Raw genomic sequence first — 13,376 nt, 5'->3', positions numbered from 1 at the left:
GCTTACTCCGCCAGGAAGCTGCCGGCGTCGTAACGCCAGGTGATCTCGACCGGATCGTCGTCATCAAACAGTTTGGCCAGGCCGGGTGCCGAGTTCGGCAGCATGGCCTCGATCTTCACGCCATCCCCGACCTCGACGATGTAGATGGTCACGTCGCCAAGATACAGGCAGTCATGCACGCGGCCCTTGAAGTGCGCTTCGCCATCGACGCCGCCCGGCAGTTCGCGGTCGAGCTTGATCTTTTCCGGGCGCATCGAGAACCAGCCCTTCTGGCCAACGGTCAGACCGTCGCGGGCCAGGGCCTTCATTTCCCCGCAGCCGTTGATGGCGATGGTCATGGTGCCATCACCGTGCAGGGCGACGATCTCGCTGGCCAGCACGTTGCACTGACCGATAAAGTCGGCCACGAAGCGGTTGTTCGGGTACGAATAGATGGTTTCCGGGATGTCGAGCTGTTCGACCTTGCCGGCGTTCATCACCGCGATCCGGTGCGACAGCGCCAGCGCCTCGCCCTGATCGTGGGTCACGTAGACGAAGGTCACGCCGACTTCCTTCTGCAGGTCGATCAGTTCGATCTGCATCTGCTCGCGCAGCTTGGCGTCCAGTGCGGACAGCGGCTCGTCGAGCAGCAGCAGGCGCGGACGGTCGACCAGGGCACGGGCGATCGCCACGCGCTGACGCTGGCCACCGGACAGCTCGTGCGGGAAACGGGCGCCAAACTGGGTCAGGCGCACGTCCTCCAGCAGTTCGTCGACCTGGGCCTGCAGCTTGTCGGCCGGCCACTTGGCCATCTTGAGCGGAAAGGCGATGTTGTCGCGCACCGTCATGTGCGGAAACAGCGCATAACTCTGGAACACGGTATGCACCGGGCGCTTTTCCGGCGGCACGGTCGACACATCCTGGCCGTCGAGCAGGATCTGCCCGGCATCGGGTTGTTCAAAGCCCGCGAGCATCCTCAGCAAGGTGGTCTTGCCACATCCCGACGGACCCAGCAGCGTGAAGAATTCGCCCGCTTCCACCGAGATGCTGACGCCATTGACTGCAGTAAAGTCGCCAAACCGTTTGACGACGTTGCGGATCTCAAGCAGAGCCATGTTTTCCCCCGCCCAAAAAGGTCGAAATTGTAGGCAAAAACCCCCGCGGATGAAACCGCAAATTTATTGCAATTCCATTGATTTACACTTTATTTTCCCATTACCCCATGGATTCGCACATTTTTCCTGCCGCGACACCCTGCCGGACGACGCCAGAGCACGAATCGCAGGCCGGAAATGCACGGCGTGCTCAGCCCTTTTCGTACAGCGGCCGGCCCGCCTCGATCCAGCCACCGGCCTGGCGCATGGTCAGCCGGTACAGTGCACAGTTGTGCTCGCCCAGCCGCTCCAGGTCCGCACGCGCCATCCGCTCGAACGCCGCACGGTCCTGCGCCGGCACCGCCACCTCGTCCACCGCCTGCGACAGCGCAACGCGGTCGCGCACCACCCTGCGCACGACCTCGCCGGCCTGCTCGCGGTACCCGGCCCGGAACGGGTCCGGCTGGCCGATGGCAGCCATCAGGGCCGCATACTTGCGAATCGAACGACGATAACTGCGGGTGAACAGCTCGCCAGCGGCGGACGGGTCCTGCTGCTCGCGGATCGCCACCATCGCCTGCGCGTAGTCATGCGGGGCCACGTCCAGAAACGCCTGCGGCGCACAGTTGCACAGCATCAGCGGGATATTGGCGGCCAGCCGGCTGGTACGCTCGTTGCCATCCTCGAACGGCAGCAGATAGGCCAGCGACACCCAGAGGAAAAAGGCGGCTTCCACCGGGTTGCGGGTACGCCGCGCCTTTTCCAGGATCTGCTCGAACATCTCGCCGAGCAGCAGCGGCGCATGCGACGGAATGTACACGCTATCGCCGATGCAGATCACTTTCTCGCGAATCGTGCCGAGCCCGTCCTCGTCGGCCAGCAGCCCCTGCATCAGTACCGCGTGCAGATTGCGCACCACCAGCGTGGTCATGCCGTAGCGCGGGACGCTGTCGACCAGGAACTCGATGGCCGCCTTGTGGTTGAGCAGCATGATCGTGTCGCGATCCAGCACGTCGGGCCGGACCGCCCGGAACAGCGCCTCCGTGGCCGGCAGCGTGTGCCGACCGCCATCGAGCCGGGATGACGAGCAGGACAGATCGGTCAGCAGCGGACCGAGCACGGCGCTGGCATAGGTGCCGGCCGGCTGCCGCCCCGTCAGTCTCGCCTCGTCGTACAGGGTGCCGGCCAGGCTTTCCGGCAGCAGGAAGGTCTGGTTAGGCTGGTAGTCGTCGATAAAGCGCCGCTGGAAGGCGACCGGAGCGCGCGCACCGGGCGATGCCGGCAGGCGGTAGCGGGTCGCCGCAGTCCGCCCGTGCCGTTCGACCAGGCCCTCGTCGACCAGGCGGTCGAGATAGCGGCGAACCGTCGCGGCGGATGCGCCGACCTGGAAAACGATTTCCCGGGGCGTGACATCGGGATGGCCTGCCGACGCCAACTGGTGCAGCAGACCGAGGATCGTGTTACGGAGATGGACCTTGGCCATTATTCACTCGAAAATGATGCAAAACCGGCGCGACCCCCATCCTAAACCAGAAAGCATGAAAAACAAAAAATTGCTGCAAACCTGAGCGAAAATTGAGCGCAGATTGCCGCAACAGGAAAAGTGCCGGGCGGCGACATGACGCTGCCCGGCCGGTCCGGTGGCTCAGCCGTCCCACTCGCCGGTGGTAAAGAAGCGCTGATAGCGCTCGACCCACGGCGCAATGTCGATCCCCTGCGCGGCCAGCCAGTCCGGATTGAAATAGCTGTCCAGATAGCGTTCGCCGGAGTCGCAGATCAGCGTCACGATCGCGCCTTCACGTCCGTTGCGGTGCATCCCGGCCGCCAGTTCGCAGACGCCGAACAGGTTGGTGCCGGTCGACCCGCCGCATTTGCGCCCGAGCACCGACTCGAGAAAATGGATGGCACCGTAGCTGGCCGCATTGCGCACCTGGATCACCCGGTCGACGACTTCGGGAATGAACGATGGCTCGACGCGCGGCCGGCCAATCCCCTCCACCCCAGAGCCGCCTTCGCAGGTCAGGTGGTCGTCGCCGGTGTAGTAGCTGTCGTAGAACACCGAATTTTCCGGGTCGACCACACAGATCTGCGTCGAACACTTCTGGTAGCGCACATAGCGGCCAAAGGTCGCCGAGGTGCCACCGGTACCGGCGCCACAGACGATCCAGTCCGGCACCGGGTGCGGCTCCAGCGCCATCTGATGGAAGATGGTGTCGGCGATATTGTTGTTGCCGCGCCAGTCAGTAGCGCGTTCGGCATAGGTGAACTGGTCCATGTAGTGGCCGTTCAGTTCCTGTGCCAGCTGGCGCGAGACGGCGTAGATCGACTTCGGATCGTCGACCAGATGGCAGCGCCCCCCCTGAAACTCGATCGCCCGCACTTTCTCCGGCGAGGTGCCGCGCGGCATCACGGCAATGAACGGCAGGCCGAGCAGCCGGGCGAAATACGCCTCGGAAACTGCCGTCGAACCGCTCGACGCCTCGATGATGGTCGTACCTTCGCGCACCCAGCCATTGCACAGCCCGTACAGGAACAGTGAGCGCGCCAGCCGGTGCTTCAGGCTGCCGGTCGGGTGGGTCGACTCGTCCTTGAAATACAGGTGGATGCCCGGCAGCGCCGGAATGGCGAGCGGAATCAGGTGCGTATCGGACGAACGGTTGAAATCCGCTTCGATCTTCGACAGCGCGGCATTGACCCAGGCGTTCATGATTCAGCGTTCTCTTATATTTCAAAAAACGCTATTCTAATACCCGTCAACGCAATTGGTAGTAATGAATGCACGCCGTTTGTCCGACGTCGTGCCGGCCGCCGGCCGCTGGCGGTCAGCCATAAAAAACGGCGCAGGAATGCGCCGGAAAGGACAACACGAGAGGAACCGAATATTCGGTTGACGGACCGGCGCAAGGCCGGCCCAGGGCGGTGTTCGGCGAGCATTGCGAACAGGTCCGGCAGCCCACCGTCCCTGCCCTGTCGCCGGCACCGCCGTTGAATCAGAACTTCATGCCAACGCCGAGACCGAACACCCACGGGTTGATGTCCAGGGTGCCGAGCTTGACGCCATTGATCGCGCCGCTGGTGCCACGCACGTCGGTGCTGATCCACAGCTTCTTCACGTCGACGTTGATGAACACATTCTTGGCGATCGGGAAGTCGGCACCAACTTGCAGTGCACCACCCCAGCTGTTGCGGTCCACGTCAACGCGGCCCACTTCGGTGTTCAGGCCGACATTGTAGAAGCGGGTGTAGTTCACACCGGCGCCCACGTACGGACGGAACACATCGTGTTGCGGCATGAAGTGCCATTGCAGGGTCAGGGTCGGCGGCAGCACGCTGACCTTGCCGATATCGCCGCTACCACCACCAAGGGCGGTACGGTTGGCCGAAACCTTGTGACGCGACGTACCCAGGATCAGTTCGGCGCCGATGTTGTTGGTGATCATGTAGGTGAAGTCGAGTTCCGGGACGGTTGCGTCCTTGACATCGGCATCAAGCGGGTTGCTCAGCAACCCGGAGGTGCTGACGTCCGGGTTCACATTGATCGCACGGAAACGGGCAATGATGTCGCCCGCATCGGCCATCGCCACCACCGGCGCGAACGCCGCCCCCACCAAAAGCGCAATCGCCAGTTTTTTCATGGCTTTATCTCCAGGATAAGTCTGCAAAAAAAGAAGTGTCGTGCCGTCGCAAAACGGCTTTTTTCTTAATATTCGCGCAATCTACCCCATGGTTTTCAAAACGGAAACATCCCATGCGCACATCATGGTCCTGATCTGCGATTGTTCTGATCCCAGTCAAATACAATTCTGTTTTCCGGCGCACCGGCCGCCGATTTCTGCCTTCGCCGGCGGCAGCGGCACGGCGTGAATTGACACACCCGCACCCGAGCGCCTAGCCTCCCGCGCATTCCGAAATGACACCATTCCCATAAGGTTCGGCATGCAATACCGAGATCTGCGCGACTTCATCACCACGCTGGAACAGCGCGGCGAACTCAGGCGCATCAGCCACCCGGTCTCTCCGCGACTGGAAATGACCGAAATCTGCGACCGCACGCTGAAAGCTGCCGGGCCGGCGCTGCTGTTCGAACACCCTGAACATGACGGCCGGCGCTACGACTTCCCGGTGCTCGGCAACCTGTTCGGCACGCCGCAGCGGGTGGCGCTGGGCATGGGCGCGGACAATGTGCTGGCGCTGCGCGAGATCGGCAAACTGCTGGCGATGCTGAAGGAGCCGGAGCCGCCGAAGGGGCTGCGCGATGCGTGGGACAAGTTCCCGCTGTACCGGAAGGTGCTCGACATGGCGCCGAAGCAGATCCGCCATGCGCCCTGCCAGCAGATTGTGGAAGAAGCCGGCGACGTCGATCTCGGCCGCCTGCCGATCTGGCACTGCTGGCCCGGCGATGTCGCTCCCCTGGTGACCTGGGGCCTGACCGTCACCCGCGGCCCGCACAAGAAGCGGCAGAATCTCGGCATCTACCGCCAGCAGGTCATCGGCCGGAACCAATTGATCATGCGCTGGCTCGCCCACCGCGGCGGCGCACTGGATTTCCGCGACTGGCGCCGGGTGAATCCGGGCCAGCCGTATCCGGTCTCGGTCGTGCTTGGCTGTGATCCGGCAACCATCCTCGGTGCGGTCACGCCGGTGCCGGACACGCTGTCGGAATACCAGTTCGCCGGCCTGCTGCGCGGCGCACGCACCGAGCTGACCACTTGCATCGGCAATGACCTGTCGGTACCGGCCTATGCCGAGCTGGTGCTGGAAGGCGCGCTGACCCCGGCCGAACCCGGCCATGCCGGTGTCAGCGAGCACGGCATTCCGGTCAAGGAAATCGACGGCTATCTGCATGCGCTGGAAGGCCCGTACGGCGACCATACCGGTTACTACAACGAGCAGGACTGGTTCCCGGTCTTTACCGTCGACCGTATCACCCGACGCGAGAACGCGCTGTACCACAGTACCTATACCGGCAAGCCGATCGACGAGCCGGCCGTGCTCGGCGTGGCGCTGAACGAAGTGTTCGTGCCGATCCTGCAGAAGCAGTTCCCGGAAATCGTCGACTTCTACCTGCCGCCGGAAGGCTGCAGCTACCGGATGGCGGTGGTGTCGATCAACAAGCAGTATGCCGGCCATGCCAAGCGGGTGATGATGGGCTGCTGGAGCTTCCTGCGCCAGTTCATGTACACCAAGTTCATTGTCGTGGTCGACGACGACGTGAACACCCGCGACTGGAAAGAAGTGATCTGGGCCATCACCACCCGCATGGACCCGGTCCGCGACACGGTGCTGGTCGACAATACGCCAATCGACTATCTGGACTTCGCCAGCCCGGTTTCCGGCCTGGGGGGCAAGATGGGACTGGACGCGACCAACAAGTGGCCGGGCGAAACCGCGCGCGAATGGGGCACGCCGATCGTCATGGATGCGGCGGTCAAGGCACGGGTCGACGCCATGTGGCGCGACCTCGGCCTCTGAGCTACAGCATCAGCCGCGCCCCCGAGTGCGGATTGTGCTTTTTCATCGCCGGCACCATCGCTGCCAGGTCCAGGCCAACGGCAGCGCCGGCGGCCTGCGCCCGCTCAGTCAGCGCATCGAAGCGCAATGCATTGCCGGAAAGGCCACCCAGCGCGAAGGCGACGATATTGCCGTGCGTTTCTGCCGGCAGCGTCAGCACCTTGCCGTCGAACGCCAGCCGCATCGCCTCGACATGCTCGTGGAAGCGCGGATGGCGGCTCCACAGGTTCACCGCCAGCACCCCGCCTTCGCGCAGCGCCATGCGGCAATCGTGCAGGAACGGCTCCGCCACCATGGCGGTAATGATGTTGCGACCATCGAAGGCATCGATAACGATGACGTCGAATGCCTGTGTCTGCCGGCTGACATAGTCGATGCCGTCGTCCACCACCACCTGCATGCGCTCGTCGTCCGGCAATGCGAACTGCGAGCGGCACAGTGCCACCACCTGCGGATTGATCTCGACCGCGACGTTCTCCGCCCGCGGCAGCCTGGCATGGCAGAAACGCGGCAGCGAGCCGCCGCCGAGCCCGACATGCAGGATGCGGCGCGGATCGGGCTGGAACAGCAGGAATGCCATGGTCGCCCGGGTATAGGCCAGCACCAGATCGCACGGGTCCTTGACCCGCATGGCCGACTGCATGGTGTCGGAGCCGAGATACATCGCCCGGATGCCGTCGGCCTCGCTGACCATCACCTCGGCCAGGTCCGCCTGCGCGGGGCGCGCCTTGCGCCGCCGCAACGCCAGGAAATCACTCACCACAGCCCCCGGCAACGCGCGTATCGAGAATATTGATGACCGGCCGGCGCACGGTGGCCGGCGCCGCCTCCTCGTCATCGAACACCGGAGCGGTCGGATCGCTGAAGGTTTCGCTGTCGAACGCGGTGTCACCGCCCTCGTCCGGCAGGGCTGCGCCGACACGCAGGCCGGCGAAATCGTACAGCCGGGTATCGGCCAGATGCGAGGGCACCACATTGCGCAGGCTGCGGAACATGTTCTCGATCCGGCCGGGGAAGCGACGGTCCCAGTCGTTGATCATGTCGCGGATCACCTGCCGCTGCAGGTTCGGCTGCGAGCCGCACAGATTGCACGGGATGATCGGGAACGCCTTCTGCTCGGCGTAGCGGATCAGGTCCTTCTCGCGGCAGTAGGCGAGCGGGCGGATGACGATATGCCGGCGGTCGTCGGAAATCAGCTTCGGCGGCATCGCCTTCAGCTTGCTGCCGTAGAACATGTTCAGGAACAGCGTGTGGACAATATCGTCGCGGTGATGGCCGAGGGCGATCTTGGTCGCGCCCAGCTCGTCGGCCACCCGGTACAGGATGCCGCGCCGCAACCGCGAACACAGACTGCAGGTGGTCTTGCCTTCCGGCACCAGTCGCTTGACGATGCTGTAAGTGTCTTCCTCGATGATGCGATACTCGACCCCGAGCGATGCCAGATAGCGCGGCAGCACGTCTTCGGGGAAGCCCGGCTGCTTCTGGTCGAGGTTGACCGCCACCAGCGAGAAATCGATCGGCGCGGACTTCTGCAGCCCGAGCAGGATGTCGAGCAGCGCGTAGCTGTCCTTGCCGCCGGACAGACAGACCATGACACGGTCGCCCGGTTCGATCATATTGAAGTCGTTGATTGCGTCGCCGACTTCGTGCCGCAGCCGTTTGGCGAGTTTGAGCGCGTTGCGCCCGGCTTTCTGCGCCGGCGTGTCCGCCGCGGAGAGTGAGGTATCAGTCATGTCCAGCCACCAGCAAATTCAGCGAATTGCGCGATTTTACCGTGAAACCGCTGGTCGCGCCGGACCGTTCCCCTTGACGTCGACGACGGCTGCGCGCCTAATTTCGGGTATCATCGAATAATTACTCTAATTTTCTCCTTGCCAAGAAGACCTATGACCGAGACCCCGTTATCCCCGTTGGTACTGAAAAGCCATTCGCTCAAGCCCGTTGTCCAGGGGGGCATGGGGGTGGGTATTTCCGCCCACAGGCTGGCCGGTACCGTGGCGCGGGAGGGTGCGGTCGGCACCATCGCCAGTGTCGACCTGCGTCACCTGCACGAGGACCTGGTCGAGGAATCGAAGCATGCGACCGGTACCGAGGACTATGACCGTCTGAACCTGATTGCGCTCGACCGCGAGATCAAGCAGGCGCTGACCTTGGCCGACGGCAACGGCATGGTGTCGGTCAACGTGATGAAGGCGGTCGACGCCCACGCCAAATATGTGCGCCAGGCGTGCGAGTCCGGCGCCCAGGCGATCACCATGGGCGCAGGGTTGCCGCTGGACCTGCCTGACATGACCGCCAACCACCCGGACGTCGCCCTGCTGCCGATTCTCAGCGAATCGCGCGGCATCGGCATCGTGCTCAAGCGCTGGATGAAGAAGAACCGCCTGCCCGACGCCATCGTCATCGAGCACCCGGGTCACGCCGGTGGTCACCTCGGCGCCGCCCGCAAGGAAGACGTCAATGACGCCCGCTTCGATTTCGCCCGCGTGCTGGAAGAAACCTTCGAAGTGTTCAAGAGCCTCGGCCTCGAACGGGAAAAAGTCCCGCTGATCGTCGCCGGCGGCATCAACAGCTTCGAGAAGGTCAAGCACTACCTCGGCCTCGGCGCCAGCGGCGTCCAGGTCGGCACCGCCTTCGCCGTCACCACCGAGGGCGATGCGCACGACAATTTCAAGAGCGTGCTGGCCGGTGCCAAGAAGGAAGACATTGTCGAATTCATGAGCGTGGCCGGCCTGCCGGCACGCGGCGTGATGACGCCGTTCCTGAAAAGCTACCTGAAGCGCGAATCGACCCTGCAGGCCAATGCCAAGGCCGATCCGGCCCGCTGCACCCAGGCACTGAACTGCCTGTCGGTATGCGGCCTGCGTGACGGCCTGTCCAAGGTCGGCCAGTTCTGCATCGACCTGAAGCTGGCCGCTGCCTACCGCGGTGAAGTCAGCAAGGGCCTGTTCTTCCGCGGCTCGGAAGCGCTGCCGTTCGACAGTGCAATCCGCTCGGTCAAGGAGCTGCTCGACTACCTGACCACCGGCCTGCGTCCGGCCGACCTGCCTCAGCGGGCCTGAGCGCCAGATACCGGGGGGTGCCGGCGCACGTTGAGAGTGCGGCAGGCTTCCGGCCTGGCTCCGGCCCCCGCCGTCCCCGCAGCAGCAAAGAGACCTTGCTGACGCTTTTCCATGTCGGGCCGCAAGGTTTGCGGACAGTCTGAAAGACGCCCCAGGCGTCTTTTTTCATGCCCGCGCCCATGGATTCCCCCTCCCCGCGATGGCGGCGGAACGGTACACTTTCGGCATGGAATTCCTAAGCTGTGATCCGTCGACCGGCGAAACGGTCTACACCCGCCCCGGCTGGTCTGTCGACCGGCTGCAACAGGCGATATCCCGACTCCGGCAACACCAGCACGCCTGGCGCGGCCGGCCGATTGACGAGCGCGTCGCGCGCATCCGCCGGCTCGGCGAACTGATCGAGGCCAATGTCGACCGGCTGGCGCCGGTAATCACGCTCGAAGTCGGCAAGCTGATCCACGAGGCGCGTGCCGAGCTGGAAAAGACCGCCCGCCTGTGCCACTACTACGCCGATCTGGCCCCGACCCTGCTGCTGCCGCAGACCATCCCGACCAGCGCCAGCCGCTCCGGCGTCAGCTTCGAGCCTCTGGGACTGGTATTCGCGGTCATGCCGTGGAACTACCCGGTCTGGCAGGCGCTGCGCTTCGCCGTGCCGGCGCTGGCCGCCGGCAACGGCTGCCTGCTGAAGCCGGCCCCGACCGTGCCACAGTCGACCGCGCTGCTGCTGGAGCTGATGCAGGAAGCCGGCATCCCGGTGTTCGATGTGGCATGGATCGATGTCGATGCAGTCGAGGCCGCCATCGCCGGCTGCGATGCCGTCGCGTTCACCGGTTCGACCCGCACCGGCCGCCTGATCGCCAGCCTGGCCGGCAAACACATCAAGAAGACCGTGCTGGAACTGGGCGGCAGCAACCCGGTGCTGATCCTGCGCGATGCCGATCTGGCCACGGCCGCCCAGGAATGCGCAATGAGCCGCTTCCGCGATGCCGGCCAGTCGTGCAACGCCGCCAAGCGCCTGATCGTGGTGCCGGAAATCGCTGACGACTTCCTGCAGGCGTTCATGGCCGAAGTCACCCGGCTGACGCCGGGTGACCCGCGACAGCCCGGTACCACGCTGGCCCCGCTGCACCGCGCCGATCTGCGCGACCAGTTGCATGACCAGGTCACCGATGCCTGTCGGCACGGCGCCCGCTGTCTGAGCGGGGGGCAAGTGCCGGACGGTCCCGGTTTCTACTATCCGGCCACGGTGCTGGACCACGTCAGCCCGGCCTGTCGCATCTATCATGAAGAAGCGTTCGGTCCTGCCGCCAGCATCCTGCACGCCGAGAACGAAGCCAATGCGGTCCGGCTGGCCAACGATACCCCGTTCGGCCTTGGCGCCGCAGTCTATAGTCAGGATCTGCCCCGAGCCGAACGACTGGCACGCGATATCGAGGCTGGCAGCGTGTTCATCAACCGCCATACCAGCTCCGACCTGCGCCTGCCCTTTGGCGGCGTCAAGGCGTCCGGCTACGGGCGGGAGCTGTCCGAGTTCGGGCTGTATGAATTCGTCAATGTAAAGACATTCTGGCAACGATGAGCACTCTGACTCGCGCGGCCGATATCGTCGGCGCCGCCCATCTGCTGACCGACACGGCCGATACCGCCGCCTATACCACCGACTGGCGCCAGCGCTTCCATGGCCGGCCACTGGCAGTCGCCCTGCCTGCCACCACCGGGCAGGTCGCCGCCCTGGTGCAGCTGAGTCGCGACACCGGCACGCCGCTGGTGCCGCAGGGCGGCAATACCGGTACCGTCGGCGGCGCAACGCCGGATGCCAGCGGCCGGGCCCTGGTCATCGTACTGCGGCGCATGAACGCCATCCGCACCGTCGACCGCGACAATGCGACCGTGACTGCCGAGGCCGGCTGCACGCTGGCCGAGGTCCAGGCCGCCGCCGCCGGACACGGCCTGCTGTATCCGCTGAGCCTCGCCAGCGAGGGCAGCTGCCAGATTGGTGGCAATCTTGCAGCCAATGCCGGCGGCCTGGCCGTGCTGCGCTACGGCAACACCCGCGAGCTGACACTCGGTATCGAGGCGGTGCTGCCTGACGGCCAGGTCATTCATGCCCTGAAGGGGCTGCGCAAGAACAACAGCGGCTTTGACGCCAAACAGCTGTTTATCGGCACAGAAGGCATTTTCGGCATCATCACCGCAGCCACACTGAAGCTGTATCCGCAACCGAATGCCCGTGCGACCGCACTGGTCGGCATCGACTCCCCGGCAGCGGCCGTTGCCCTGCTGCACGAACTGCATGATCGCTTCGGCGACCGCCTGACCACCTTCGAGCTGATTTCCGGCCAGTGCCTGAGCCTGGTCGCCCACCATGTTCCGGAGGTGCGGCTGCCGTTCGATTGCGCCTGGTCAGTGCTGTTCGAACTGTCCGACGGCGGCGAGCAGGCCGCGCTCGACGCACAACTGTTCGACTGGCTCGATGGCCGCGACGCCTTTGTCGATGCCGTGCTGGCGCAAAGCGGGCGGGAGCGGCGCGAACTGTGGCGGCTGCGCGAGGAGATTTCCGAAGCACAGCGGCGCGATGGCCCGAGCATCAAGCACGATATCGCCGTGCCGGTTTCGGCAATCCCCGCCTTTCTCGACAGTTGCGGCCGGCAGCTGGAAACGGCTTTCCCCGGCTGCCGCATCGTCACCTTCGGCCACCTCGGCGACGGCAATCTGCACTACAACATCAGCCACACCCGACCAGGCAACACCGCGCTGTTCGACGACGAGCAGCGCGTGAACGAAATCGTCTTCTCGTGTGCCTATGCATTCGACGGTACGCTGTCGGCCGAACACGGCGTCGGCCAGTTGCGCCGGCACTGGCTGGCCCGCTTCCACGACCCGGCCTCGATGAGCCTGATGCGCACGCTGAAAACCGCGCTCGACCCAGCCGGCCTGATGAACCCCGGGAAACTGCTATGAACATGTTGCGCTGGCCCTACCCGCACCTGATCGCCCATCGTGGCGGCGGGCGCTTCGCGCCGGAAAACACCGCCGCCGCCCTGCTGGCCGGCTCGGTGTTCGGCTACCGGATGGCGGAATTCGACGTCAAGCTCAGCAGCGACAATATCGCTTTCCTGCTGCACGACGATACGCTGGACCGCACCACCAACAGTTGCGGCCCGGCGGCAGACTGGCGCTGGGCCGAGCTGGCCACCCTTGATGCCGGCAGCGGTTTCGATCCCCGCTTTGCCGACGAGCCGCTGCCGACGCTGGCCGATGCCGCGCGCATCTGTCTTGAGCACGGCATCCACGCCAATGTCGAGATCAAGCCCTGCCCCGGCCGCGAAGTGCAGACCGGCAAGCTGGTCGCCCAGGAATGCCTGCGCCGCTGGGGACGCGCCACCATCCCGCCGCTGCTGTCGTCATTCTCGGCTGACGCACTGTCAGCCGCGCGCGAGGCCGCGCCACCGCTGAACTATGCCTGGCTGATCGAGGACACGCTGCCGTCCGACTGGCTCACCACTGCGCAACAGCTCGGCGTGATCGCACTGGACATCGACCACACCCTGGTCGATGCCGACCTTGTCACAGCCATCCACGACGCCGGGCTGGCCCTGATGTGCTGGACCGTGGACGACCCGGCGCGGGCCGCCAGCCTGTTCCGGCTGGGCGTGGACGCCATCTGCACCGATGCGCTGGATGCACTGCAGCCCTGAGAGGGCATCGCCATTCCCTCCGAAAGCAAGAG

General features: G+C 64.7%; 11 protein-coding genes. 5 read left to right on the top strand and 6 right to left on the bottom strand.

Annotated features, from left to right (window positions below):
• Window positions 1-2: 2 nt before the first annotated feature.
• The 4 genes from ACYVG8_RS16340 to ACYVG8_RS16325 all read right to left on the bottom strand — a co-directional run bounded on the left by ACYVG8_RS16340 (window position 3) and on the right by ACYVG8_RS16325 (window position 4,708).
• Complete coding sequence (locus ACYVG8_RS16340) at window positions 3-1,094, bottom strand: ABC transporter ATP-binding protein (RefSeq protein WP_036385064.1); 1,092 nt, start codon at window positions 1,092-1,094, stop codon at window positions 3-5.
• 190 nt (window positions 1,095-1,284) lie between these two features.
• Window positions 1,285-2,556: a Fic family protein gene (locus tag ACYVG8_RS16335; RefSeq protein ID WP_460746304.1), complete on the bottom strand. Its 1,272-nt coding sequence runs from the start codon at window positions 2,554-2,556 to the stop codon at window positions 1,285-1,287.
• Window positions 2,557-2,718: 162 nt separating this feature from the next.
• Window positions 2,719-3,780, bottom strand: coding sequence for a PLP-dependent cysteine synthase family protein (locus tag ACYVG8_RS16330; protein ID WP_460746303.1), 1,062 nt, complete (start codon window positions 3,778-3,780; stop codon window positions 2,719-2,721).
• Window positions 3,781-4,063: 283 nt separating this feature from the next.
• Window positions 4,064-4,708 carry an OmpW/AlkL family protein gene (locus ACYVG8_RS16325; RefSeq protein WP_028497950.1) on the bottom strand — a complete coding sequence of 215 codons (645 nt, stop codon included), beginning with the start codon at window positions 4,706-4,708 and terminating at the stop codon, window positions 4,064-4,066.
• A 301-nt stretch (window positions 4,709-5,009) separates the two neighbouring features.
• Between ACYVG8_RS16325 and ubiD the strand changes: the two genes are divergently transcribed.
• Window positions 5,010-6,545, top strand: coding sequence for a 4-hydroxy-3-polyprenylbenzoate decarboxylase (gene ubiD / locus ACYVG8_RS16320; protein ID WP_107888767.1), 1,536 nt, complete (start codon window positions 5,010-5,012; stop codon window positions 6,543-6,545).
• A gap of 1 nt (window position 6,546) precedes the next feature.
• On the opposite strand, the gene ACYVG8_RS16315 is transcribed toward ubiD, so the two are convergent.
• Both ACYVG8_RS16315 and ttcA read right to left on the bottom strand, forming a co-directional pair.
• Window positions 6,547-7,344, bottom strand: coding sequence for a polyamine aminopropyltransferase (locus ACYVG8_RS16315; protein ID WP_051528626.1), 798 nt, complete (start codon window positions 7,342-7,344; stop codon window positions 6,547-6,549).
• The gene (gene ttcA, locus ACYVG8_RS16310; RefSeq protein WP_107888769.1) at window positions 7,337-8,317 is read right to left on the bottom strand and encodes a tRNA 2-thiocytidine(32) synthetase TtcA; all 981 of its coding nucleotides are present in this window, start codon (window positions 8,315-8,317) and stop codon (window positions 7,337-7,339) included. Before ttcA ends, ACYVG8_RS16315 begins: the two co-directional genes overlap by 8 nt.
• Before the next feature lie 153 nt (window positions 8,318-8,470).
• Here ttcA and ACYVG8_RS16305 point away from each other — a divergent pair, with 153 nt between their 5' ends.
• The 4 genes from ACYVG8_RS16305 to ugpQ all read left to right on the top strand — a co-directional run bounded on the left by ACYVG8_RS16305 (window position 8,471) and on the right by ugpQ (window position 13,344).
• Entirely contained in the window at window positions 8,471-9,646 is a 1,176-nt protein-coding gene (locus tag ACYVG8_RS16305) for an NAD(P)H-dependent flavin oxidoreductase (RefSeq protein WP_028497954.1), read from the top strand.
• A 226-nt stretch (window positions 9,647-9,872) separates the two neighbouring features.
• A complete protein-coding gene (locus tag ACYVG8_RS16300; RefSeq protein ID WP_460746300.1) occupies window positions 9,873-11,225 on the top strand; it encodes an NAD-dependent succinate-semialdehyde dehydrogenase in 1,353 nt (450 codons plus the stop codon).
• On the top strand, window positions 11,222-12,607 hold the full coding sequence (locus ACYVG8_RS16295) for an FAD-binding oxidoreductase (RefSeq protein WP_460746299.1): 1,386 nt from the start codon (window positions 11,222-11,224) through the stop codon (window positions 12,605-12,607). The genes ACYVG8_RS16300 and ACYVG8_RS16295 overlap by 4 nt, the downstream gene beginning before the upstream one ends.
• Entirely contained in the window at window positions 12,604-13,344 is a 741-nt protein-coding gene (ugpQ, locus tag ACYVG8_RS16290; protein WP_028497957.1) for a glycerophosphodiester phosphodiesterase, read from the top strand. Before ACYVG8_RS16295 ends, ugpQ begins: the two co-directional genes overlap by 4 nt.
• Window positions 13,345-13,376 lie beyond the last annotated feature (32 nt).

The sequence above is a fragment of the Microvirgula curvata genome (assembly GCF_054781615.1).
Note: the sequence above shows the minus strand (reverse complement) of the source record. Positions and strands in the feature narration are given on the sequence as shown.

Bases quoted from the DNA above. Each gene is read 5' to 3' on its own strand.
- ACYVG8_RS16340 (WP_036385064.1), bottom strand. From the start codon at position 1,094: ATGGCTCTGCTTGAGATCCGCAACGTCGTCAAACGGTTTGGCGACTTT.
- ACYVG8_RS16335 (WP_460746304.1), bottom strand. From the start codon at position 2,556: ATGGCCAAGGTCCATCTCCGTAACACGATCCTCGGTCTGCTGCACCAG.
- ACYVG8_RS16330 (WP_460746303.1), bottom strand. From the start codon at position 3,780: ATGAACGCCTGGGTCAATGCCGCGCTGTCGAAGATCGAAGCGGATTTC.
- ACYVG8_RS16325 (WP_028497950.1), bottom strand. From the start codon at position 4,708: ATGAAAAAACTGGCGATTGCGCTTTTGGTGGGGGCGGCGTTCGCGCCG.
- ubiD (WP_107888767.1), top strand. From the start codon at position 5,010: ATGCAATACCGAGATCTGCGCGACTTCATCACCACGCTGGAACAGCGC.
- ttcA (WP_107888769.1), bottom strand. From the start codon at position 8,317: ATGACTGATACCTCACTCTCCGCGGCGGACACGCCGGCGCAGAAAGCC.
- ACYVG8_RS16305 (WP_028497954.1), top strand. From the start codon at position 8,471: ATGACCGAGACCCCGTTATCCCCGTTGGTACTGAAAAGCCATTCGCTC.
- ACYVG8_RS16300 (WP_460746300.1), top strand. From the start codon at position 9,873: ATGGAATTCCTAAGCTGTGATCCGTCGACCGGCGAAACGGTCTACACC.
- ACYVG8_RS16295 (WP_460746299.1), top strand. From the start codon at position 11,222: ATGAGCACTCTGACTCGCGCGGCCGATATCGTCGGCGCCGCCCATCTG.
- ugpQ (WP_028497957.1), top strand. From the start codon at position 12,604: ATGAACATGTTGCGCTGGCCCTACCCGCACCTGATCGCCCATCGTGGC.